Annotated in this window: 27 protein-coding genes; 18 read left to right on the forward strand and 9 right to left on the reverse strand. The window is 61.5% G+C overall.

What is annotated here, in order from left to right; all coding sequences use genetic code 11:
• Positions 1–1,131: 1,131 nt before the first annotated feature.
• Positions 1,132–1,332 (reverse strand): hypothetical protein, encoded by a 201-nt coding sequence (locus tag IPK17_RS19390; protein WP_343419347.1) that lies wholly within the window; start codon positions 1,330–1,332, stop codon positions 1,132–1,134.
• Between the two features lie 96 nt (positions 1,333–1,428).
• Here IPK17_RS19390 and IPK17_RS40630 point away from each other — a divergent pair, with 96 nt between their 5' ends.
• The 4 genes from IPK17_RS40630 to IPK17_RS19410 all read left to right on the forward strand — a co-directional run bounded on the left by IPK17_RS40630 (position 1,429) and on the right by IPK17_RS19410 (position 3,365).
• On the forward strand, positions 1,429–1,560 hold the full coding sequence (locus IPK17_RS40630) for a hypothetical protein (protein WP_350341642.1): 132 nt from the start codon (positions 1,429–1,431) through the stop codon (positions 1,558–1,560).
• An 85-nt stretch (positions 1,561–1,645) separates the two neighbouring features.
• A complete protein-coding gene (locus IPK17_RS19400) occupies positions 1,646–2,134 on the forward strand; it encodes a Rossmann-fold NAD(P)-binding domain-containing protein (protein WP_343419349.1) in 489 nt (162 codons plus the stop codon).
• 525 nt (positions 2,135–2,659) lie between these two features.
• Positions 2,660–3,166 carry a protein kinase domain-containing protein gene (locus IPK17_RS19405; protein WP_343419350.1) on the forward strand — a complete coding sequence of 169 codons (507 nt, stop codon included), beginning with the start codon at positions 2,660–2,662 and terminating at the stop codon, positions 3,164–3,166.
• Positions 3,141–3,365 carry a hypothetical protein gene (locus tag IPK17_RS19410; protein WP_343419351.1) on the forward strand — a complete coding sequence of 75 codons (225 nt, stop codon included), beginning with the start codon at positions 3,141–3,143 and terminating at the stop codon, positions 3,363–3,365. The genes IPK17_RS19405 and IPK17_RS19410 overlap by 26 nt, the downstream gene beginning before the upstream one ends.
• Before the next feature lie 113 nt (positions 3,366–3,478).
• Here IPK17_RS19410 and IPK17_RS19415 read toward each other — a convergent pair whose 3' ends face one another.
• Complete coding sequence (locus IPK17_RS19415) at positions 3,479–4,006, reverse strand: hypothetical protein (RefSeq protein ID WP_343419352.1); 528 nt, start codon at positions 4,004–4,006, stop codon at positions 3,479–3,481.
• Here IPK17_RS19415 and IPK17_RS19420 point away from each other — a divergent pair.
• From IPK17_RS19420 to IPK17_RS19435, 4 genes are read left to right on the forward strand one after another with little or no spacing between them, the layout of a single operon-like run.
• Entirely contained in the window at positions 3,990–4,295 is a 306-nt protein-coding gene (locus tag IPK17_RS19420) for a hypothetical protein (RefSeq protein WP_343419353.1), read from the forward strand. The two genes, IPK17_RS19415 and IPK17_RS19420, sit on opposite strands and share 17 nt — an antisense overlap.
• Positions 4,243–4,530, forward strand: coding sequence for a hypothetical protein (locus tag IPK17_RS19425; protein WP_343419354.1), 288 nt, complete (start codon positions 4,243–4,245; stop codon positions 4,528–4,530). Before IPK17_RS19420 ends, IPK17_RS19425 begins: the two co-directional genes overlap by 53 nt.
• Positions 4,527–5,162 (forward strand): hypothetical protein, encoded by a 636-nt coding sequence (locus IPK17_RS19430; protein ID WP_343419355.1) that lies wholly within the window; start codon positions 4,527–4,529, stop codon positions 5,160–5,162. The genes IPK17_RS19425 and IPK17_RS19430 overlap by 4 nt, the downstream gene beginning before the upstream one ends.
• Positions 5,110–5,970: a tetratricopeptide repeat protein gene (locus IPK17_RS19435; protein ID WP_343419416.1), complete on the forward strand. Its 861-nt coding sequence runs from the start codon at positions 5,110–5,112 to the stop codon at positions 5,968–5,970. Before IPK17_RS19430 ends, IPK17_RS19435 begins: the two co-directional genes overlap by 53 nt.
• Here the strand turns inward: IPK17_RS19435 and IPK17_RS19440 are convergent.
• Positions 5,895–6,224 carry a 2Fe-2S iron-sulfur cluster-binding protein gene (locus tag IPK17_RS19440; RefSeq protein ID WP_343419356.1) on the reverse strand — a complete coding sequence of 110 codons (330 nt, stop codon included), beginning with the start codon at positions 6,222–6,224 and terminating at the stop codon, positions 5,895–5,897. The genes IPK17_RS19435 and IPK17_RS19440 overlap by 76 nt on opposite strands.
• Positions 6,225–6,553: 329 nt before the next feature.
• The gene (locus IPK17_RS19445) at positions 6,554–6,952 is read right to left on the reverse strand and encodes a hypothetical protein (RefSeq protein WP_343419357.1); all 399 of its coding nucleotides are present in this window, start codon (positions 6,950–6,952) and stop codon (positions 6,554–6,556) included.
• A 94-nt stretch (positions 6,953–7,046) separates the two neighbouring features.
• Here IPK17_RS19445 and IPK17_RS19450 point away from each other — a divergent pair, with 94 nt between their 5' ends.
• Positions 7,047–7,514: a Sec-independent protein translocase subunit TatA/TatB gene (locus IPK17_RS19450; protein WP_343419358.1), complete on the forward strand. Its 468-nt coding sequence runs from the start codon at positions 7,047–7,049 to the stop codon at positions 7,512–7,514.
• 92 nt (positions 7,515–7,606) lie between these two features.
• Here the strand turns inward: IPK17_RS19450 and IPK17_RS19455 are convergent, their stop codons facing one another.
• Positions 7,607–8,626, reverse strand: coding sequence for a ScyD/ScyE family protein (locus tag IPK17_RS19455; protein ID WP_343419359.1), 1,020 nt, complete (start codon positions 8,624–8,626; stop codon positions 7,607–7,609).
• Positions 8,627–8,937: 311 nt separating this feature from the next.
• Between IPK17_RS19455 and IPK17_RS19460 the strand changes: the two genes are divergently transcribed.
• From IPK17_RS19460 to IPK17_RS19480, 5 genes are all read left to right on the forward strand, one after another.
• Entirely contained in the window at positions 8,938–9,999 is a 1,062-nt protein-coding gene (locus tag IPK17_RS19460; protein WP_343419360.1) for an alpha-amylase family glycosyl hydrolase, read from the forward strand.
• Positions 9,969–10,529, forward strand: a complete 561-nt coding sequence (locus IPK17_RS19465; protein ID WP_343419361.1) for an alpha-amylase family glycosyl hydrolase — start codon at positions 9,969–9,971, stop codon at positions 10,527–10,529. Before IPK17_RS19460 ends, IPK17_RS19465 begins: the two co-directional genes overlap by 31 nt.
• 93 nt (positions 10,530–10,622) lie before the next feature.
• Positions 10,623–12,236: a gamma-glutamyltransferase gene (gene ggt / locus IPK17_RS19470; protein ID WP_343419362.1), complete on the forward strand. Its 1,614-nt coding sequence runs from the start codon at positions 10,623–10,625 to the stop codon at positions 12,234–12,236.
• A 242-nt stretch (positions 12,237–12,478) separates the two neighbouring features.
• Complete coding sequence (locus IPK17_RS19475) at positions 12,479–13,081, forward strand: RNA polymerase sigma factor (RefSeq protein ID WP_343419363.1); 603 nt, start codon at positions 12,479–12,481, stop codon at positions 13,079–13,081.
• A gap of 1 nt (position 13,082) precedes the next feature.
• Complete coding sequence (locus tag IPK17_RS19480) at positions 13,083–14,345, forward strand: DUF4179 domain-containing protein (RefSeq protein ID WP_343419364.1); 1,263 nt, start codon at positions 13,083–13,085, stop codon at positions 14,343–14,345.
• A gap of 94 nt (positions 14,346–14,439) precedes the next feature.
• On the opposite strand, the gene IPK17_RS19485 is transcribed toward IPK17_RS19480, so the two are convergent.
• Together IPK17_RS19485 and IPK17_RS19490 are read right to left on the reverse strand one after the other, a co-directional pair.
• A complete protein-coding gene (locus IPK17_RS19485; protein WP_343419365.1) occupies positions 14,440–15,639 on the reverse strand; it encodes a hypothetical protein in 1,200 nt (399 codons plus the stop codon).
• Positions 15,640–16,112: 473 nt separating this feature from the next.
• Positions 16,113–16,655 (reverse strand): tetratricopeptide repeat protein, encoded by a 543-nt coding sequence (locus IPK17_RS19490; protein ID WP_343419366.1) that lies wholly within the window; start codon positions 16,653–16,655, stop codon positions 16,113–16,115.
• 80 nt (positions 16,656–16,735) lie between these two features.
• Between IPK17_RS19490 and IPK17_RS19495 the strand changes: the two genes are divergently transcribed.
• From IPK17_RS19495 to IPK17_RS19505, 3 genes are all read left to right on the forward strand, one after another.
• The gene (locus tag IPK17_RS19495) at positions 16,736–17,887 is read left to right on the forward strand and encodes an acyl-CoA dehydrogenase family protein (RefSeq protein ID WP_343419367.1); all 1,152 of its coding nucleotides are present in this window, start codon (positions 16,736–16,738) and stop codon (positions 17,885–17,887) included.
• Between the two features lie 116 nt (positions 17,888–18,003).
• Complete coding sequence (locus tag IPK17_RS19500; protein WP_343419368.1) at positions 18,004–18,972, forward strand: NAD-dependent epimerase/dehydratase family protein; 969 nt, start codon at positions 18,004–18,006, stop codon at positions 18,970–18,972.
• A gap of 308 nt (positions 18,973–19,280) precedes the next feature.
• Positions 19,281–19,703, forward strand: a complete 423-nt coding sequence (locus tag IPK17_RS19505; protein ID WP_343419369.1) for a response regulator — start codon at positions 19,281–19,283, stop codon at positions 19,701–19,703.
• Positions 19,704–20,228: 525 nt separating this feature from the next.
• Here the strand turns inward: IPK17_RS19505 and IPK17_RS19510 are convergent.
• Both IPK17_RS19510 and IPK17_RS19515 read right to left on the reverse strand, forming a co-directional pair.
• Positions 20,229–21,044, reverse strand: coding sequence for a metal ABC transporter ATP-binding protein (locus IPK17_RS19510; protein ID WP_343419370.1), 816 nt, complete (start codon positions 21,042–21,044; stop codon positions 20,229–20,231).
• A 184-nt stretch (positions 21,045–21,228) separates the two neighbouring features.
• Positions 21,229–22,236 carry a metal ABC transporter solute-binding protein, Zn/Mn family gene (locus IPK17_RS19515; protein ID WP_343419371.1) on the reverse strand — a complete coding sequence of 336 codons (1,008 nt, stop codon included), beginning with the start codon at positions 22,234–22,236 and terminating at the stop codon, positions 21,229–21,231.
• 81 nt (positions 22,237–22,317) lie between these two features.
• Here IPK17_RS19515 and IPK17_RS19520 point away from each other — a divergent pair, with 81 nt between their 5' ends.
• On the forward strand, positions 22,318–22,767 hold the full coding sequence (locus IPK17_RS19520; protein ID WP_343419372.1) for a Fur family transcriptional regulator: 450 nt from the start codon (positions 22,318–22,320) through the stop codon (positions 22,765–22,767).
• Positions 22,768–22,867: the final 100 nt, after the last annotated feature.

Consider the following 22,867-nt stretch of genomic DNA (forward strand, 5'->3'; position numbering starts at 1 on the left):
AACTGTCTCGCCAACTTTGACGACGACGGCCAGATCTATTTGCAGGCGAAGTGACCTATACCATCATGATCCCACGCTTGAACCCGGCGAGCCGGTTGCTATGGGGAGGGTTTTGCCTTCCTCTTCATGACGCTGGCAGCGGCCCGCTTCCGTCGATGCGCATTTACCCGCTGCCGACCAACGCGGTCGTGTACCAGATTCCCGGCGGCCGTGTTCCTTGTTCTACCAACCGGATCTCGCGACGCAGCTCCCGTGGCGCTCCCGGCGGGACGTGGTTCATCACCGACTTCAGCGGGCGACTTCTGCGTGGCGTGGTGATCGCGTACCGGCCAGCAGATCCCGTGCCACCAACGCGGTGTATATCCCGCGGTAACGCGGTGTATTTACCTGGTAACTCGCCCTCCGTGCGGAGAGGCGAGCTAGGGTGAGGTCAACAGACTCCGATTTTGAAGTGATCTCTCGTGCAGTATGCTCACATGACGCATTGAGCAATGGTCGCTTGCTCGACGTATTGACGCGCACCGTCGACGCTGCTGAATATATGGATGGCGTGCGGTTTACCGGAGCACCGCGACTGGCGTGCACGGCTTGCCGTATGTGGGGTTCGGTTGGCGACAAACAGCAGTTCTTTGACCTGAGGTAACTTCGTGAGGCTTCGGCGAATCTGACGCGCGCAGTCGTCCCAATGAACGAAACATGGTTGAGATCGATGAGCGCGAGAAACGTGGAGGTCACCCTTGCGCAGTAGCGCCGCAGCGAACGATATCCAGCGTCGCGCGCCATTCTTGTGGATTTCTCCGCGCAGACCGACTGAAAACATCATGGCGCTTGTACCATCTAATCAGATTTCAGTGTCTGTTTACCAACATAAACGAAAGAAGCGTAAATTTTAAGTTAAGATTTTCAAACAGAATCTACCACTTTTTACTTACAAGGTCAGCTTACATCGACGACCAAAATGATCGCAGAGCGCCACGCCGCGGGTGCATACGGTTTTTCGCGACCCTGCGCCTGACGGTTCCTCCTAACTGAGAGGGCAACTCAAGTCTGTGCGCGACTCCCTCCGTATACCGATAGTACACGGTCGGCGATCTGCCCAGGCAGCGGGAGTGACAGGCATGCACGTACTGGTCATTGGCGGCGCGGGGATGTTGGGACGCGCGTTCGCTCGTTTGCTCCAATTGGCAGGTCGGTCGGGCGACGAGCTTTGATTTGCTGCCCGTCCGGAAAGCGGCGTGACCTCGCCAGAGTGGCGACCTGCGTGATGCCGAGGTTTTGCCACGCGCCTGCGCGGGCATGGACGTGATCCAGACCGTAGCCTATGTCAATCAACTACCCACTCGTCAAACCTTCGCCTGCGTATGACATCAATGTGCTCGGTGCAGCAGACTCATTGACGCGTGCCGGGCGATCCATGTACCGCGGCTCATCTACACGGGCTCGATTGACGCGGTGTTTGACGGCACGCCGATCCGCGCTGGCGATGAAAGCAGCCGCTGTATCCGGCGCAGCATCTCGATTACTACATTGAGACGGTGTCGCTCGGCGAACAGGCAGTGATCGCCGCGAACAGCGAGCAGCCTGGCCACCCGTTCCCCGCGCATGGCGGGCTGTGCTGGCGAACACGACAAGCACCGTTTCCCGAATGTCATTCCGCTGGTCGACCGCTCGGGGCGCTTTACACGCATCGGTTAACGGGCGCGCGCTTCAATCACGTCTATATCGACAATGCGGCCCATGCGTTTGCGCTGGCTGTCGACCGTTTGGCGGTGGGCAGCCGCTCGCCGGGCAGTGCTACTTCATCACCGACCACGCGCCGGATAACTCCTTCGATTTCTTCGAGCGCCACCTCACCGCGCTCAACCTCACCTATCAGACGACCACGCTCCCGGCGGGCGCAGCCCAAATCCTCGCGCAAGGCAGCGAACTCCACCTGCTTATCGGGCGGCAGCGTTTGCCCGTCCTCAGCCGCTACACCGTCGCCGCGACCAGCCGGGATTTCTGGTTCAATCACGACAAAGCCGCCCGCGATTTCGGCTATGCGCCGATCATCAGCGCGACGACGCGTTCGAGCGCACGCTGGCTCGGGGCGGGGACGCTGATCATGGGCACCGACGACCTGACGCAGTTCTGATCACTTCAACCCGTCTTAAACAGCCTGAAGGTCCGCATGTCGGGGATGACCTCTGTGTCGACCTGGTTTTGGCGCACACCGGTGCGCCCCTACACAAAAACAATCTTCTCGTAGGGACGCGATTTATCGCGTCCGCAAAATCCCAAAACCGACCTGTAACCCATTTTCACAGTGGTCTACGCACTTACCGGCGCGCCTTGCCCCTCCGAGACGACTTGCGAATCTTCAGGCCGCTTCTTATATGCACGGCTCATCATAAAACCAGAGCGACGGGTAGGCAGGACTCATCTGATCGGGTATGATCGGCGCTGGTGGGGGAGAGCAGCCGATCGGCCGGGCATGATTCCGAAACGACCGTCATCGGCAAATCCGGTATCGACTTCACGAAGCGCTCAGCGCAGGGGATGGGCGCGGTCTTCCGCGCGGAAGACCGGCTGACGGGGCAGATGCTGGCGCTCAAGCGCGTTTCGCTGCCCGACGCCCCGGAAGAGGACACGCCTGATTCATCTGCGCGTCGCCCTCCGCATGAATTTTCGCACGCTGGCCTCGCTGCGCCACCCCAACATCATCAGCGTGATCGATTGTGGCTTCCGACGCGCAGCGCTCGCCGCCTACAATGGATCTGCTGCGCGACGCGCGCACGCCGACCTCTGCGGCTCGGCGCCCCGCCGTCGGAGCAGGCGCGGCCTGTTAGGCGGAAACGCTGCGCGCCCTCGCTTACCCGGCTGCATCGGCGCGGCGTCATTCTACGGTGACCTGAAGCCGGGGAATGTGCTGGTTGAACCGAGCGGGCGCGTCAAAGTGCTGGATTTCGGCCTCGCGCTCGAAAAGAACATGCCGAACGACGATACCACCGGCATGACCGGGACGCTCGCCTACCTCGCGCCGGAATTGCTGACCGATTCTTCGCCGTCGATCCTCCGACCTGTATTCGGTCGAAGTGATGGCGTACGAGATGTCCGTCGGTCAGTTCCTTATAACATGGAGAACGCCGCGCAGCCCATCAATGATTTACAGCCACATCCCGGATAACCCGCCGCTCCCCGAAAAAGATCGGCGCGGTGCCAGTGGGGCTGCTGGTCAAAAAGCCGGAAGAACGCTTCCAAACGGCGGATCACGCGCTGGCAGCGCTGGTCGAAGCGGTCACCGAGCCGCTGCCGCCGAAAGCCGCAAAATCCGCGAAAGCTACATCCGCGCGTCGACCTTCGTCGGACGGAGGAAGAAGAAATGACGCTGCCCAGCCAGGCGCTCGATACCGCCGCGTTCGGTGGGGCGGGATCGGCGTGGCTGGTCGGCGGCGAATCCCGGCGTGGGCAAGTCGCGCCTGCTGGAAGAACTGCGCATTCAGGCGCTCGTCAAGGGCGCTGGTGCTACGCGGGCAGCTTCCCAACCGAGCACGCCCATGAACTGGCGCGAAAGTGTCCGCCGACTGGTGCTGAAAGCTACGCCGCCCGGTGACTTGGAAGCGGGCGTGCTCCGCGCCATCGTGCCGATATCGGCGCGCTGCTGGGGCGCACGCCGCCCGGAAGCGCCGCCGCTCGATGGCCGCGCTTCGCCATCAACGCCTCGTACCTGACCATCGCCGACGACGATTCTGCGCCAGACGCAGCCCGTGCTGCTCTGCTCGAAGATTTGCAGTGGGCGGAGGAAAGCCTCGACGTGCTGGAACAACTGCTGACCTTCGCCAGCGAACGGTCGTGGCTGATCATCGGTTCGTACCGCGACGACGAAGCGCCCAAACTGCCGGAACAGATCGCCGGGGCGCGCGTGGTCAAGCTGGCGCGGCTGAGCGACGCCGAGATCGCGACGGCGCTCAGCGAGGCGATGCTCGGCGAAGCGGGTAAGCAGGGAATTTGTGCTCGACCTGATCAAGAAAGAGACCGAGGGCAACACCTTCTTCATCACGGAAGTCGTGCGCGTGCTCCTCGACGAATCCGGCGGCATGAGTGAAGTCGGGCGCGCAACGCTGCCCAAGAGCGTAATTGCAGGCGGCATTCAGGATGTGGTGCGGCGGCGCATGCTGCGCCTGCGTACCGATCGGCGCGTCCGGCACTGCGGCAGGCGGTGGCCGGCGCGGATCAACTTTAAGCTGCTGCCCGCGCTCCGGCGTGACCGATGTCGAAGCGTGGCTGACCGCGTGCGCCAATGCTGCGGTGATTGAGGTGGCGGATGGCGCGTGGCGCTTCGCGCACGAAAGCTGCGCCTGTTCCTGCTCAAAGAGATCGCCGGAGCGACTTTACCGGGAAACGATCAACCGCCAGATCGCCGAAGGCATCGGTGACTTACAAAGACGATCCGGCCTGTGCCGAACGGCTGACCGAACACTGGCGGCAGGCGGGCGAACCGTGGGGCGTTCACGTATGCGCTGCGGGCGGGCGAATACCTCATCCGCTTGACGGCGGAATACGACCGCGCCGAACGGCTGCTGCATCTCGCGCTGCACACGACCTTGACCGAACCCGCGTATTCGCGCTGTTGCTCGGCGAGGGCCGCGCTGCGCCGCGGTCAGTTTGACCTAGCGACGGATCACTATCAGGTGGCGCTGACGGGCGCGGACGCCCCCATGCGCACGCGCATCTACACCGGCCTGAGCGAAATCATGCGCCACAAAAGCGAATGGGAACTCGCGACGCAGTACGCGCAGCAAGCACTCGATCTCGCGCGAGGCAGCAGACCGATATTGCCAACGAGGCCACCAGCTGAGCAACATCGGCAGCGTGCTCATCTTGCGCGGCGACCAGGCGCGCGAAAGAGGTCTACGAGCAGGCGCTGGCGATCAAACACGACGCGCGGCGACCGGGCGGCTGTGCTCGGCAACCTTGGCATCACGCTCTCTACGGCCTGGGCGGAATACCAGCCCGCGATCAAGCTGCAAGAGGAGTGGGGCCTCGACCTCTACCGCGCGAAGTCGGCAACCGCCCGTGGCATCGCGCTGACCTACAACCGCCTGGAACCGCCTACTATCAATTGGGCGAATTCGACCGCGCGCGCAGTTACTACGAAGACAGCCTCGGCATCATGCGCGTGATCGGCGATCCGATTGGCACGACTGCCTCAACAACCTCGGCATGCTGCACTATGGCCGCGGACGCTACGAAGAAGCGGAGACGCGCTTCGGCGAGGCGCTGCGCGTCTCCCCGGCAGTTGGGCGACAGCATCCGCGCGGCGCGGGCGGCTCCGCAAGCCTCGGCGCGAGCCCCAAAGAACTTCAGGGGCGCTACGGCGACGCCCGCGCCCACATGGAAGAAGCGATTAGCATCAATCGCGCGCGCAACGACGAACGTCGAACTCGCCCATGCGCTCAACAGCCTTGGCGATTTGCTGGGTGGCACACAGACGGCGCGCCAATGCGCGCCACTTACGAAGAGAGTCTCGCGTCGCTGTGCGGCTGGATGACCGTATCCATCCGATCGATTAATCTGGCGTCGCTCGGGCTGACCTTCACGCGCGCTTGGCGGCTATCGCGCGGCTTGGTCTGGTTTTGGCGGAGGCGCTGCGGATCGCGCTGGACACGGAAGACCAAGCCGCGGATGGCACATGTGCTGCCCAACTCCGCGCGGGTGCTGCATCAGCAAGGCGCGACGCCGCGCGCCCGCGGAGATCGGCGGGGTGATCGAGACGCTCGGCACGCTGGAAGGCGAGCACGACCCGACTATCAACAGCTCAAGGAGGTGCGCCGCGAAACCGAGTGGTGGAGCAAAGGACGGCCGCCGACCCGGAAACCGCGATTGCCGACCTTATCGCCGAATTGGAGGCGTGATCAGCGTGGCAGTTTGCCCCAGAGGAGCTTGTCGGTGAGCATGCGAATCGTCATGGGACGATCCACGCTGATCTGACACGAAAGCCGCGGATAGCCGCCAGCCTTCGCCAGTTTGTCATGCCAGTGGATCGGCTCGGGTTCACCCGCCTCGAACTGCACGCCGCAGGTCGCGCACAGGCCGCGCCCGCCGCAGTTGACTGACCGCGTGACCGCGCCATAAGGAGAAATGCCAGCTTCCAGCAGCGCGCGCCGCAAATTCGCGCCCACAGGCACGGATAAGCGGCGCGTTTCGTCGTCGATCAGAATGGTGAGTTCGTGCGTCTGCGTCATGGGAATCCAGTCTGCGCTCAACAATAGCCAGCAGCGGACACGCGATTGCGCGTCCCCACCCATATCGATTGTCACAGGATAGCGGATTTACCCGCCCAAACCAATCAGCACCCGCATGTAGGGTGCGGAGGTCGGACGCAAGCCCAATTCTTCCCGGCTCGACGCTGAGATCACCTTTGCCACCCGCCCGCGGGCTGCCACTGCCAGCCGATCTGCGCCGATCATTGGGCGGAACGAGCGGCTGAAGGGGATGCGGACTTCGAGGCCAACGCCCGCGACGAGGTTCGCGCCGCCCGAGCCTAGAACTCACGCCGCGCGACGTGTTGTTCTTAGGGCGCACACTGACGCCGGAACCGCGCCCGCCCACACCCACCAGCGGATACACGCGCAGCCACGCGGGAATCGATGAGCAGCCAACCGAACACGCCGAAGCCCCCGCCCGAGCCCACGCTGCTGATCAAGTAGGCGTCTTCCGCCGTGCTGCCGCCGCCTTCGCCCTGACCGCCAACCACCAGCCGCCCGATTTGACTGTAGCCACCACCACCGATGGCCACGTTCAGGTCACTTTCCGGCGCGGGGTAGCCGTGCTGGCGCAGCCCGCTGCCCATCGCGACATAGTCTTCGAAGCCATTACTGCCCACCGCGAGGTAGCCGGTCACGCCGGAACGCTTAGTTTTGGTTGTCAGGAGCAGTTTGATCAAGCCCTTGATGATGGTGAACGCGAGCATAGCAACTCCTTGTGATTTTGGAACAAGTGTAACGCGCCTCGTTCCTGTGCCAATTTGTAGTATCCTTAAGGGGTGATGGAGAGGGTGTAAGGCAATGGACATTCTTGGTGTTGGTGGTTGGGAACTGCTCGCGATCCTGCTGATTATGGTAGTTGTGGCTGGCCCGAAACGCATGATCGCGTGGTCGTATCAATTAGGGCGCTACGTCGGGGTCATCCGCAAAATGTGGGTCGAAACCGCCAAGCAGTTGCAAAAGGAATTCGATGCGGCGGGGGTGGATGTGAAAGTTCCGCAGGAACTCCCCACGCGTCAGAGCATCGCCAAAGAGATCGGGCGCGCCGCCGCCCCGCTCACCAAGCCGCTCGAAGAGACGATGCAAGAGCTCAAGGTCACCGCCGCCGATGTGCGCCAGCCGCTCACGCCGCTCAAGCCCGCGGATATCAAAGCCCCCGCGCCCAAATCGATCAGCGCCCCGCCGCCACCCGCCGAAGCGAATGGCAACGGCACGGGCAGCAGCGCCGATTTCGGCACATGGTCCAGCGGCGACAGCGAACAGCAATAAGCCGTTCCTCAACTGATAAGTAAAAACGGACGAGAAGCCTCTCGTCCGTTTTGTGTTCCTCAAGTTGTGCAGACGCCCACGGGCGCTGGATCTCAGCCCGCGGCGAGCTGAATGACCTGCCCCGTGCCCGGTTCGCTGTAGGCCGCGTTCAGCGTGACATACAGCACGCCATTCGCATCCTGCGCGATGTCATAGGGGAAGTTGAGGTCGGTGACCAAGTCGGTGATGACACCATCCGGGGAAATGGCCACGACCGTGCCTGAATTGGGAACCCAACCGGTATCGCTCACGCCCGACGACATCTGTACCGCGTAGACCGTCCCATCCGCCGCGACGAACACATCGGTGACCGCCGTCAGATCGTTGTAGGTTTCAACCAGCGCACCATCCACCCACTTTTCGACGCGCGCCGTGCCCTGGTCAAACGGGAAGGCCGACAGGAAGCTCACGTACACGCTGCCATCGTACGCCACATCAACCGCGGTCGGCACGGGCAGATCTTCCCACGCTTTCACCAACTGCACGCCATCGGCTTCCGTCCAGCTCAGCAGCGAATTGCCGCTCGAATCGGCGATGTAGACCGTGCCATCGGGCGCGATCGCCATGTCGTTCGGGTTCGACACCACTTCATCGTTGTCGGGGTTGTTTTCGGCTTCGAACGCGCCAAGATCGACGAAAGCAATTTCTTCCAGAGTCTCGCGATCATAGGCGACGATCCCGCTAGTATGGGTCGCATCATCATTATCGTCCGCGCCGAGCGAGAGCAGCACCCAGATCGCATCTTCGGTGACGGCCACATCTGCCGCGCCGATGATGCTCTGGAAGTAGCCCATGCTCATGAGGCCGCCGATCAATTCGCTCGGTTCTTCCGCGCCCTGCTCAAGCGTCCATACGCCGCTGGAGTAACCATAGGCCACCGGGCCAAAATCGCCGGGCGCTTCCTGATCGCCCCCGTTGCCCGCATCGACGACATAGAGCGTGCCCGCGTCATCAAAGTAGATCGCGCGCGGGTTTTGCAGGCCATCAACGATCACGTTGTCTTCCTGCGCGAAGACAGAGGTCGCCACGACCAACAGAGAGAGCAGTAGTACCAGTGCGAAAACTTTACGCATAGATTTCCTCCAAACAAGCGTTATCTCAACGAGTTTAACGCCGAGATCATTCTTGGTAGATGTTAGGACTTCGTGAGAGAAGGCTGACAAACTGCTGGCTATTACCGACGAGCCCGTTATATATGACGATGGGATTATGGATAAACTTGTAGAGAGAGACCGATTGAGTAGGTTAGAGACGACTGCCGCCCCCGCCCCCATTTCGCTTGCTTGCTGCCTTAGCAACCAGCTCTTTTGGACACCTCGCTGCGCACGGCTTTTACCCGAACGCTTATCCGTAACGGATGTTGCTCTGTGGGAAACGGTGAGAAATGGACTGGCACACAAACGCAATTTTCTACGAACTGTATGTACGCGCTTTCAGTGATGGCAATGGGGATGGTCACGGCGATTTCACGGGGCTGCGGCAGAAACTAGATTATTTGCAGTGGCTGGGCGTCGACTGCATCTGGCTGCTGCCGATCAACCAGTCGCCGCTCAAAGACGACGGTTATGACGTCTCCAGCTACTATGGTATCCACCCAACGTATGGTCAGCTTGAAGATTTCACCATGACGCTGGAGGAGATTCACCGCCGGGGGATGAAACTGATCGTCGACATGGTGATGAACCACACCTCCGACCAGCACCCGTGGTTTCAGGAGGCGCGCCGCACCAAAGACTCGCCCATGCGCGACTTCTACGTGTGGTCGGACGACACGGAGAAATACAAAGAGGCGCGCATCATCTTTATCGACACGGAAGGCTCCAACTGGGCTTACAGCGCGACCACCGGCGAATACTACTGGCATCGCTTCTACAGCAGCCAGCCCGACCTGAACTACGATAACCCACGCGTCCAGGACGAGATGTTAAAGGCTATTAAGTTCTGGCTCGACCTCGGCGTGGATGGTTTCCGTTTGGACGCCGTACCCTACCTCTATGAACGCGAGGGCACGAACAGCGAAAACCTTCCGGAAACGCACGTTTTTCTGAAGAAAGTGCGCCAGTTCGTCGACGCGCATTACTCGGACCGTCTGCTGCTGGCAGAAGCCAATCAATGGCCACAGGATTTGCTGCCTTACTTCGGGGACGGCGACGAACTGCACATGTGCTTCCATTTCCCGATCATGCCGCGTCTGTATATGGCGGTCGCCAAGGGGGATCGCACCCCGTACGCGGCATCTGGGCGAACACGCCCGAGATTCCCGAGGACGGCCAGTGGGCGACTTTCCTGCGCAATCACGACGAACTCACACTGGAAATGGTCACGCCGGAGGAGCGTGAATTCCTGTGGAATTACTACTCACCGGATCACCGCGCGCGTCTCAATCTCGGCATTCGCCGCCGCCTGGCGCCGCTCATGGGCAACGACCGCCGCAAGATCGAGCTGATGCATTCGCTGCTCTTTACCATGCCCGGCGCGCCCGTCATGTATTACGGCGACGAGATCGGTATGGGCGACAATATCAACCTGCCTGACCGTAACGGCGTACGCACGCCCATGCAGTGGGAAGACGCGCCGCACGCGGGGTTTTCTAACACGCAGTCCGACGCGCTCTACGCGGATGTCATCCGCGATCCGATCTATGGCTTCCAAAACGTCAATGTCGTGGCGCAGCAGGCCGATCAGACTTCGCTCCTGCACACCGTCCGCCACATGATCCTGAAGCGTAAGGCACTGCCGTTCCTCGCCAAAGGTAGGCTGACCTGGCTGGAAGACACCCCGCTGTCGTCACTCTCGTACTGGCGCAATACGCCGGACGGACGCCTGCTCGCGCTGCATAATCTGGCGGATGAACCGCTCACGATCAATCTACCGGAATGGGATACACTCGAGAATGTGTTACAGCCTGATGTGGCGGTGACATCGGAGTTCACCCTGCCGCCGTATGGCTATGGGTGGCTGCGCCCGAAAGCGTAGTCCTGCAGGGATGCGGGGCTGCGCGTCCGTCAAAAACATGGATTGCCGCGGATGTCCAAACGGGCGTCCCTACATAGATGATGGAAAGATAGCATGAATACCATGAGTTTTGATTTTCAATCCCGGCGGTCGATGGTGGTGGGGCGACGCGGCATGGTCGCGACCAGCAATCCGCTGGCCTCGCAGGCCGGGCTGGCGATTTTGCGCGCGGGTGGCAACGCTGCCGATGCGGCCATCGCCGCCGCCGCCGTCCTCAATGTGACCGAGTCGGCTTCGACCGGGATCGGCGGGGACTGCTTCGCGCTGTTCTACGATGCCCAGACCAAGCAGGTCACCGCGTTGAACGGGAGCGGACGTTCACCGGGTCAGCTCACCGCCGACTATCTGCGCTCACGCGGCCTCAGCGAGATCCCGATTCGCTCGCCGCATGCGATCAGCGTGCCGGGAGCGGCGGCGGGCTGGGAAGACCTACTCACGCGACACGGCAGCATGACGCTGGCGGACGTGCTGCGCGATGCCATTCACTATGCTGAAGACGGCTTCCCTGTGCATCCGGTCTTCGGGGCGGGGTGGAAACGCGCCGAGTCGTTCCTGCAGACCAGCCCGCACACCGAAGATTACTTGCCTGATGGTCGTTCCCCGGAGGTCGGCCAGATCGTCAAGCTGCCGGGCTTAGCGCGGACGCTGCGCGCGGTCGCGGAAGGCGGCGCGGCGGCCTTCTACACCGGCGCGATCGCCGACGCGATTGTGCGCACGGTGCAGGAACAGGGCGGCGTCCTGACGCATGACGACCTGAAGAATCACCGGTCGACATGGGACGACCCCATTTCGACCACCTATCGCGGCGTGCGTGTGTACGAATGCCCGCCCAATGGGCAGGGGATCGCCGCGCTGCAAGCCATGAATATCGCCGGGGAATTCCAGCTCTCCGGGCTGGCATGGGATTCACCCGAGCGCCTGCATCTGATGGTCGAAGCGATGCGCCTCGCTTTCGCCGATGCGCGCCAGTACGTCGCGGACATGGCGACCAATCCCGCACCGCTTGACTGGCTCCTCAGCGATGCCTATGCCGCCGAACGCCGCAAGCTGATTCAGCCCAACAGCGCCATGCAGCCGCCGGACTATGGCAGTCCGATCCGCTCGTCGGATACGGTCTACCTCAGTGTAGTCGATGGTTACGGCAACGCCTGCTCGTTCATCAACAGCCTGTATACGGGTTTCGGCACGGGGATCGTCGCGCAGGGGACAGGTGTGTTCCTGCAAAGCCGCGGCGCGCTGTTCTCGCTGGAAGCGGGGCACCCCAACGAACTCGCGCCCAACAAGCGCCCGTATCACACGATCATCCCTGCCATGGCGACCCGCGACGGCGACCTGTGGGCGTCGTTCGGCGTGATGGGCGGCTTCATGCAGCCGCAGGGACACTTTCAAGTGATCAGCGCCATGCTCGACGATGGACTGAACCCGCAAGAGGCGTTGAATCGCCCGCGCTGGTGTCTGGAAGACGGCACGGGCGGCAGCGTGCTCGCGCTGGAGGACGGCATCCCGGTCAAGACGATGGCGCGCCTCGCCGAGCTGGGACATCGCGTGCGCCCGGTGTGCGGCAGCGGTCGCGGCCTGTTCGGCGACGGGCAGATCATCCGCGCGGAGGGCGGCGTGCTCTTCGGCGGCAGCGATCCGCGCAAAGACGGTCTCACGGCCGCGTTTTAAAGGGCATTAACCACAGAGACCACCGAGGAAAAGCATAAAAAGACATTGAACCGCAGAGAACGCGGAGAGCGCAGAGAGAACGATCAAGGTTTGTCCTCTGCGGTCTTTGCGCCCTCTGCGGTTTGATTTTCTGTTTTATCCTCTGCGTTCTCTGCGGTTCATTTTTTGATTCCCAACCTTTTGCCCGGCTGGCGGATAGTAGAGGGTGAGTCGACTCAACGTTTATCCGTAAGGAAGGGATTGTGGAGCCAGCGGTTCAGCTTGAAGATGAGCAGGCGGCGATCACCCGCTTGAGGCGCGGGGATGTGCGGGCGCTGGATGTGCTCGTGCTGCGCTATCAGGTCGAAGTGACGCGGGCGGCGTTCCTGATCACCCGCGACCGCGGCGCGGCGGAAGATGCGGCGCAGAGCGTGTTCGTGCGGCTGATCGAGCGCATCCACCAGTACGATCCACGCCGCCCGTTCGCGCCCTATCTGGTGCGCTGCGTCGTCCACGAGGCGATCAAGATCGCGCAGAAACGCGAACGTGATCTCTCGATGGACGCGGGCGACGACGGCGTGACACTGGCGGATCTGCTGCCGGATTGGACGAGCGATCCGGCGGGCGAATTCGAACGCGATGAAGTGCGCCGCGCCGTGTGGTCAGCCATGGGGCAACTGCCGCCTAAACAGCGCGCGGTCGCCGTGCTGCGCTTCTACCTCGAATGGAGCGAAGCGGAGATCGCCGCCGCCTTGAGCGTGCCCGTCGGTACCGTCAAATGGCGGCTGCATGACGCGCGTTCCCGCCTGCAAAAACTGCTCGCTCCGGTCATGAGCGCGGCGCTCACCGCGTGGTTGGGGGTGTAACATGACCGACCTGAAAAACCGCCTCATCACGCAATCCCTCCACGAAACTGCCCATGAGGAGATACCCGATACCATGAATTTACTACCGGAGATTCATTCGCAGTTAGCCGGGGTGCGCCGCCGTTCACGCAGCCTCTCCCTGCTGATCGTCGTCGTGCTGATGTTCGCCGTCAGCACGACCGTGTTTGCCATCGTCAGCAGTCAGATCGGCGATCCGGGGCTGGAAGGCGCGCGCGCCAACAACCTGATCACCGACGTCAACCAGACGCAGACCATCGACGGCGTGACCGTCAAATTGGAATGGGCGTATGCCGATGCCCAGCGCATCGCCTTCGGCTACAGCGTCACCGCGCCGGAAGAAAACATCTACTACAACACGACCGATCTGCGCCTGTATGACGATGCGAACAGCTTCGTCGCTGATGGCGGCGGCGGCGGGGGTGGTGGCGAGGGCGTGGGGCGCGAATCGCAGTACATGACCAGCTATAACATCACCTTTGCCGACGATGCCCCGGAAGAGCTGGTCATGCACGTCGACCTGACGCTTCTGCCCGTGGAGCAGATGGAAGTGGGGATCAGCGGCTTTGGCGGCGGATCCGGGGGGGGTGGCGGCGGTGCCACCGCTGGCGGCGCAGTGATCCCGCCGGGAGCGGTAGAGAGCACACCGGAAGTGGGTGACAGCTTGCCGAGCGTTGGCCCCTTCGAATTTACGTTCACGCTGCCGCATTATCCGGAGATCAGCGTAGAGACGGAGCAAACGGTCGAGTCGAACGATGTCACGCTCACGCTCAAGTCAGTGAGGGTTGTCCCGTCAATGACGGTCGCCGAAGTCTGCTACACCCTGCCCGATGACCGCGATTGGAGCCCGGTGCTCACGCTGCGCGCGGGCGACGCTGACACCGCCGTTGCCGGTTGGGGACTCAACGCGCTGCCCACGCCGGAAGACCGGGAACGCTGCGTAACCTATGAGTTCTACGCGCCGTACGACTACACGCCCATCACGTTCACCTTCTCGGCCAGCGAACTGCGCACGTCCGCGAGCTACACGCCAGAACGCGCTGAAGCCTTCCGCCAACTGCTGGCGGAACAGGGCGTCGAGGTGACAATTACGCAGGCGAATGGGGAAGGCTTCGGCTACGAGATTACGGATCAGCCAGAGGGGGATGTCGGCCAACTGATTCAGACGGCCATGGAGACCGCCTTCAGTGATCACTACGCCGGAAACTGGACATTCACGGTCGAGATTCCCGGGCTAGAAAACTAGCCTCACCCCAACCCCTCTCCCGGGGGAGAGGGGCTTCAACACCGCACAGCTTCTCCCCCTCTCCGCTCGGAGGGGGTTAGGGGGTGAGGCTAACTTACTGCACCATGAAACCGGGCAGACCGCTGACCGGCGTGCCCGGCGTCGTCCAGATCAGATTCCATGCCGCGCCGGAATTCTCCGACCGCCCCGTGAACAACGTCTGCACCTGAGCGCCAACCCGGTATTCCAGCGTCATCGTGTTGCCGACCTCCGGACCGGAGGCGTACAGGTAGACGTAGCCGCCGGGGGCGCTCGCCACCTGCGAAAAGCCGGTCGTGGTCGCGAGTTCGGTCACATTGCCGGCGCGATCCAACGCGATCCAGCGCAGGTCGTTGGATTCGCTCGGGTTAGTCTCGTCAAACGGTTCGAGCAGGGAAAGCGCCAACCGCTGTCCATCCTCGATGAACTCAGTGTCAGCCAAAATCCAATCCGGGCTGTGATAGATCGTCACGACTTCGCCCGCCGCATCGCGCATGCGCACGACGTTGCTGGCGGGTATCGGGCCGCCGGGGTTGCCAACCGGGAGCGTCGGGTCGTTATCCAACCACACGACATCCGTGCCGCTCACCGACAAGCCCCAGCGCCACCAGTCGTCGAACGGCTGCAGCGCGGACGAGTTCAGATCCCACAGAAAGGCGGGTTCAATCGGCGCGCCTTCTGACCCCCAGATCACGCCCGTGAAGATCACCTGATTGTTGTCGAAGTAGCGCACGTCTGGCATGATGGCGAAGTCGTTGAGCAGGCCAAGGTTGGTCGCGTCGGGGTCGAGCGGACTCATGGACGCCATGAGACTGCCGCTGTCCGCGTCGAGGATATGCAGTTCCCAGATCGGGCGCGACACATCGGCGTTCGGGTCACCGCCGAAGTAGTTGACCGTGCCCACCGTCAGCATCGAGTTATCCGCGCTGTATTCCAGCCAGCAGCCGAGCGTCTGCCCGACCGTCTGCTGATAGAGCGGCATGCCGTTCGTCGCATCGACCACGTTGAGCGTCGCCACCGAATTCGCCTGGCTGTAGTCAAGCGCGCAGTAGGCCAACGTGTTGCCGTCACTGGTGAAAGCGGTATCCGCTTCGCCGAGGAACGCGCCTTCCGGCAGATTCAGCGGGATCGCCGTTTGCGTCCCGTCGAGACCGACGCGCACCAGTTCGCGCGTCACGCTGTTGAAGAGATACGCCGACCAATTCGCCTGCGCGGAGACCGCGTCGACCGCCAGCAGAAGCGCCAAGCTCAGAGCCAGCCATTTCAACCCACGCATACAACCTCCTGAACGAGAAAATAGTTTATGGGGAGAGTTTACAGTGGAGAGTTTACAGTTCACAGTCAAAATCACTGACTCATCGACTGCATGGCAACGACGCGCCCGCATCTGGCTCCCCTCCCTGAATTCGGGGTGGGGTGAGAAACAGCGGACGCGATCAAGAGGGTGTCTAAAAAGCACACAGGCATCTTGATTAGAGAGGTTTTGTAGGGACAAGGCATGCCTTGTCCTCTGTATCCTTCTCTAGAAATTAGGACGAGGCATGCCTCGTCCCTACCAATGACACCCTTATTGGACACCCTCTCAATCGCGCCCCTCCGAGAAAACGGCGCTTGGGTAGGGACGCAATTCATTGCGTCCGCTGGCCCCAAAAACGACTTCAGGTCGTCTAGCATGTCTCGACCCGGTTGGGTGGGCGAGGCGCGATTCGTACGGTCAACTGTGAACTGATCACTGCGAACTGATCACTGCTAACCACCTTCCAGCAGCGATTTTTGCGTCGGCAGGCGGTGTTTTGCCAGCTCTTTGAGCCAGCGTCCGGAATCGGCTTTGCGCTTGTCGTTCGCCTTCTCGAACAGCTCGTTCGCGGCGAACATGCGCTCGGCGGCGCTGGCATATTCGCCGCGCTGATAGTGCGTCAGCGCCAGATAGTAGAGCGTTTCCGGGCGGTCAGTTTTGGCGTGGTAGGCCTTCGTGAAGTGTTCAAGCGCTTCGTCCCACTTCTTGCGCTTGTAGGCGATCGCGCCGCGCCCATAGTGCGCCAGCATCTCATAGGGGAACAGGCGCAGCGCCTCAACGAAGTCGGCTTCCGCCTGCTCGTACTCGGCATCTTCGAGGAAGAGCAGCCCGCGCGCCGCGTAGTATTCGCTGTTGCCCGGCAGCGCGTCGATGGCCTTGCCCAGTTGATCCTCGGCGTTATCGAGATCGCCCTTTTTGTAGAAGTCGAGCGCTTGCTTATAGGCTTCGTCCGCTTCGTAGCGCGTCAGCCCCAGCCGCTGATTAAGTCGTGGCATACCGTCCCTCCCGTCAGGTATACTATATTACAGAATGGCGTACATTTCGATCAATAGACCGCCGGATTTGGACAAAAAACATGGATTTTGAACTGAATCAGGAACAAAAGATGTGGCAGCGCATCGTGCGCGAGTTTTGCGAATCCGAAGTCAAACCCCACGCCGCCGAAGTCGACGAAACCGGGCAGCTCCACTGGGATGTGATCCGCAAAATGAAAGACATCGGCTTGAACAGCCTCGAAGTACCGGAAGCGTTGGGCGGCACGGAAGTCGATACGATCAGCATTGTGATTGCTATGGAAGAACTCGGGCGCGCGTGCGGCTCGACGGCGCTTTCGCTGGCGGCGCACAACGGCCTCGGCTGCGCGCCGATCAAACGCTGGGGCACACCCGCACAGCATGAACAGTGGTTCCCCTCGCTGATCTCCGGCGAGGTGCTCGGCGCGCTGGCGTTGACCGAACCGAATGCCGGGTCGGATCTGCTCAACGGCGTGCAGACGTTCGCGCGGCGCGAGGGGGACGAGTGGGTGATCGACGGGTCGAAGGCGTGGATCACCAACGCGGGCATCGCGCCGGTGATCACGGTGTTGTGCCGCACCGACAAAGATGCAGGCGCGCGCGGCTTCAGCATGCTGCTGGTCGATACCAAGTCGCCGGGACTGACCATTCACCCGCCAGAGAAGAAGATGGGTTTGAAGGGCTCGCCTACGCACATGCTCAGCTTGGACGGCGTGCGCGTCCCTGCCGATGCGGTGCTCGGTGAAGTGGGTCGCGGCTTCCATCAGACGATGGCGACGCTCGACAACGGGCGCATCGGCATTGGCGCGTTGAGCATCGGGCTGGCGCAGGCCGCCTTCGAAGAGGGGGTCAAGTACGCGCAGCAGCGCCGCGCCTTCGGCAAGCCGATCAGCGAGCATCAGGCGATTCAGTGGATGATCGCGGATGCCGCGCTGGAGATCGACGCCGCCCGCCTGCTGGTCTATCGCTCCGCATGGCTCAAAGATCAGGGCAAAGACTTCACGAAACAGGCGGCGATGGGCAAGCTCATGGCGACCGAGGTCGCGGAGCGCGTGTGCAAGAACGCCATTCAGATTCACGGCAGCTACGGCTACAGCCGCGAATTCCCGGTCGAGCGCATCTATCGCGATCAGCGCCTCATGAGCATCGGCGAAGGCACGAGCGAAATTCAGCGCATGGTGATCGCGCGGCGCGTGCTGCAGGAGTTTTCGTAGACTTGTAAGGCGGTTATTTATTATCCGGCTGTCCCGACGTTTGTAGCCGAACGGCCCCTAGGTGCCCAGTTTCGACCTCTCTATACTCGCGGGGAACACATACGAGGGGGTGACGGATGGGACAGACCGTGCTTGTTACGGGGGCAACCGGTTTTACCGGTGGGCATTTGGCGCGCCGTTTGATCGCGGACGGGCAAACAGTGCGGTTGCTCGTCCGGCGACCCGTCGCGGAGTTTGCGTCCGCCGAGAGCGTGATCGGCGATGTGCGCGACAAGGACGCCGTCCGACAGGCCATGCAGGGCATCGATACGGTCTACCACATCGCGGCGCTCTACCGTCAGACCAATGTCTCTGACCAGGAGATGCGCGATATCAACGCGTGTGGCACGCAGAATCTGCTGGAGGCGGCGACCGAAGCGGGCATCCGGCGCTTTGTCCACTGTTCGACGGTCGGCGTGCATGGCGACTGCAAGGACATCCCCACGACCGAAGATTCGCCCTACAATCCCGGCGATATCTATCAGGAAACCAAGCTGGAAGGCGAGGAGATCGCGCAGCGCTTCCGTGACCGTCTGCCCGTGGTCATCTTTCGTCCGGCGGGCATCTACGGCCCCGGCGATCTGCGCTTTCGCAAGCTGTTCAAGGGGATCAAAACCGGGCGCTTCGCCATGATCGGCTCCGGCGAAACGCTCTACCAGATGGTGTACATTGACGATCTGGTCGACGGTATTCTGCTGTGTGGATCACAGCCCGACGCGGTCGGGCGCATCTATATTCTCGCGGGGCACGAAACGGTTACGCTGAACACGCTGGTCGAGCTCATCGCCGACGTGCTGCACGTCCCCACGCCGCGCCTGCATATCCCGCTCGCGCCCGTTTATGCGGCCGCATTCGCGGTCGAAATGGCGTTCAAGCCGCTCAAGATTGAGCCGCCGCTGTTCCGGCGCCGCATCGACTTCTTCCGCAAGGCGCGCGCTTTCGATATCTCGCGGGCGGTGAATGAGTTGGGCTTCGCACCGCAGGTCAATCTGCGTGAAGGGCTGCGGCGCACCGCCGACTGGTACACCGCCAACGGGTATCTGTGAGCGGACAGCGCCGCTCTTCGTCAAGACGTTAGTGATGCATCCCTACGAAGCATATTTCTCCTCAGATTTACGCCTCGATGCACCCAAATGCAATAACTGTCCCCCGTCCCTCTCCGAAAGGAGAGGGACGGCGGGTAAACTCAGTATTCGTGAGGTGAGTCCCCGTCCCCGCCTTCCCATGTCTGTCTGTGCATTCTCACCGAAAAACAGGGGGCGGACTTGTGGACTACCAGATTTGCAAGTTGTCGCACATTTAATTATGATCGCGCATTCATAGTAGTAGATGAACTGCGATTGTGAGGGGTGTCATGGTGTACGCGCCCGATTTTGACTTTACCAAGGTCAACGCGCTGGCGGTGGAAGACGATGCCGGCGGGATGGCGATTATTGGCGTCATGATGCGCCATTTGGGGATCAAGTCCTACATCAACACCACGGGCGAAGGCGTGGTCGAACTGGCGCGGGCGATGAAGCCGATCCCGGATATTGTGTTCCTCGATCTCAACCTGCCCATGACGAGCGGCTATGACGTCATTAAGCAGATTCGTGCCGACGAGAAGCTCAAAAAAGTGCTGGTGATCGCCGTCACCGCACAGGACGCCGACGTGGAAATTCCTAAGTGCCGCGCCGCGGGCTTCGATGGTTACATCGGCAAGCCGATCAGCCGATCACGCTTCCCGCGCCAACTGCGGCGCATCCTCTCCGGTGAACCTGTCTGGGAAACGTACTAAGTGCAACCACAGGGAAAAGTTAGCCTAGACTAGCGAGAGGAGGAGTGGTTTCATGCATTCCTCCTCTCCCCGCAAAGCGCCAAACAAATTCAAGCACTTGACGCTGTCTATCGGCATAGCAAGGCGGGCCGGTTACGACAGCGGGAGTATGTGCGCGGGCACGTCCGAGACAAGCAGCAGGCCGAACAACTGGCCGCGTACCAGTCATCCACCAGCACCTATACTGTAGTGAGAAAGGTGTCCAAGTCCATACTTGCTCTCTGTTGGCGCTTGAGAGCATACTGACCTTGGATATTTTCGCATTTTGCGGACAAGCCTAGAAGATCATCTGCTAACCACGGATGCGCAGAAGCGCGTCCCTACAAGAGGACGATTGTTACAAGTGTCCCGTCTTCAGTCTTTTCGGAGAGGGATCGGGGGTGAGGCTGAGTATTTTCACCAATTATGAAATAGCCGAATGCCTTGTCCCTACAGAAGCCCGGAACAACTTATCTTTCAGCTAATCGCTAACGGCTAACCGCTCCCCTAGCAATTCGTGCAGTGGTGATCGTCCACGAAGACGCTGACTTCGCGCCCATTCTGCCACGTCACCAAGCGCTGACCGTACAACTGCGAGAGCGTTTCGGCGGTCAGCACATGCTGCGGTTCACCGTAGGCGATCAGCGTGCGCTTGAGCGCCAACACCTTGGGGAAGCGTCCGAAGGTCAGATCGAGGTCGTGGGTGGAGAGCAGGATTGTCAGTCCGTCACGGTTGAGGCGGTCAAGCACGGCCATCAGGTCGGCCTGCGCGCCCGAATCCACGCCGCTGAACGGTTCGTCGAGGATGAGCACTTCGGCATCCTGCGCCAGCGCCCGCGCAATGAACGCCCGCCGCCGCTGACCGCCGCTCAATTCGCCGATCTGGCGGTGCTCGTACTCGGTCATGCCGACGCGCGCCAACGCCTGATCGACAATGTGCTGATGTTCGCGCTTCGGCGGTTTGAACCAGCCAATTCGGCGCGCGCAGCCCATCATGACCACATCACGCACGCTGACCGGGAACGTCCAATCGACCGCCTCATGCTGCGCCACATAGCCGATGTGTTCGCGCGGCACGTTCAGTTCGAATGTGCCGGAGGACGGGCGCAGCAGCCCGAGCAGCGCCTTGATCAGCGTGGATTTGCCCGCGCCGTTCGGCCCGATGATCGCTACCTGATCGCCGCGTTCGATGCGAAAGCTCACGTCTTCCAGCGCGGTGTTGTCGCCTTCATAGTTGACGGTGAGGTTGCGCGCTTCGATCAACGCGGGGTGCGCGCGTTCCTGCGAAATCTGGATGACTGCGGTTCGTTCAAACACTGCCATGGCTCTTGCCTTCATCGGGATGCTATTCAGGGCATCCCATGCTTTATCATAAACGAGCGGACGCGATAAATCGCGTCCCTACGGCCTAACCCCAACCCCTCAACCACAAACGGGGCGAGGGCAAAACGATGACTCTGCTGTCTCCCCTCCCTGAATTCGGGGAGGGGCCGGGGGTGGGGTGAGGCTAACTCAGCGCGTCGACAATCGTGTGAGTGTTGGCGCGCATCATGTCGATATAAGTGGGCGCATCCGCCCCAAGCGCATCGCTGTACAGCGTCGTCACCACCGTGACGCCCGCTTCCTGCGCGATCAGTTCGGCGATTTGCGGCGTGGTCGTGTTCTCGGCGAAGATCGCCGGGACGCCTTCCGTCCGCACCAGTTCGATCAGCGCGGCGAGCTCCTGCGGCGCGACTTCTGCCCCAGTGGCGCTGCCCGGCAGCACGGTCGCGGCGACTTCAAAGCCATAGGCATGCGCATAGTAGCCCATAAACTCGTGATTCGTGATTAAGACGCGCTGATCCTCGGAAATCGTACTCACCGCGGTCTGAATTTCAACCTGCAATGCGTCCAATTCGGCGATGTAAGCGTCGGCGTTCGCGCGATAGGTCGCAGCATTCGCGGGATCAAATTCGGCGAAGGCGTCGGCGAGGTTGTTCGTCCAGATGACCGCGTTGGCGACATCGTGCCACACATGCGGGTCACAACCGCCGTGATCATGCTCGTCTTCGGCGCCAGCTTCCTCTTCATGTTCGTGGGCTGCGCATTCCAGATCGACGCCCAACACACCGAGATGTTCATCTTCGTGGTCGGCTTCTGGCGTGGCAGCCTCGTCGTGATGTTCGTGTTCGCCATACGGGAGGATCTCGACGCCATTGGAGGCGACGACGACCGGGATATTTTCGCCCACTGTGGTCAGCAGATCGGCGAGGAAGGCTTCGTAGCCCGCGCCGACCGACAGCAGCAGATCGGCCTGCGCGACGAGCACCGCGTCGCTCGTGGACGGCTCGAAGGCATGGGGATCGGTATCGGCGGGGATGAGTGCGGCGACGGTAAAGGCGTCTCCGGCGACATTCTGCGCGACATCCGCGAGGATCGTCGTGGTCGCGACGACGTTGATTGGGTCTTGCGCGCGGATCACCCCTACAGAAAACGTCAGAATCAGAGGTAAAATGAGTAGTACACGACGACGCATTGTTTTCCCTATTGTAATTGATACGGTGTCTCAAGTGATACGGTATCTCAGTTGGGTCAATTTGTCAAGGAAGAAGGCGCGATGTCAGAGGAGATTATCAGCCCCCGTATGCAGCGACTGCGCGACGCGGGGTACAAACTCACCCACGCCCGCATCACCGTGCTGAACGCGCTGGAACGCGGCGGAGGTCACATGACCTCCACCGAACTGCTCGATCAGGTCGAGGCGCTCGATTCCAGCATCGGTCGCGCCAGCGTCTTCCGCGCGCTGGATCTGTTCACGCGCCTGTCGCTGGTCCGCCCGACGTACATTGACAGCAGCGTCACGCCGACGTATGTGCTCATGCCGGACGGCCATCACCATCACATCATCTGCACGCAGTGCAGCCGCGTGATCGAATTTGAGGACTGCAGCCTCGGCGCGCTCACCCACACGCTGGAAGAACGCCTCGGCGTGCGTCTGACCGGGCATCTGCTCGAATTCTACGGTCTGTGCAGCACCTGCAAAGATCAGCCCGTGCGCGAAGAATAAGCCCGCCGATCCGGTGTTTGACGTAGGGGCGCACCTGTGTGTGCGCCCTGCTCATGGGGCAGACACACAGGTCTGCCCCTACAGAGACGCTCCCCCGACG

The sequence above is a fragment of the Candidatus Flexifilum breve genome (genome assembly GCF_016713355.1).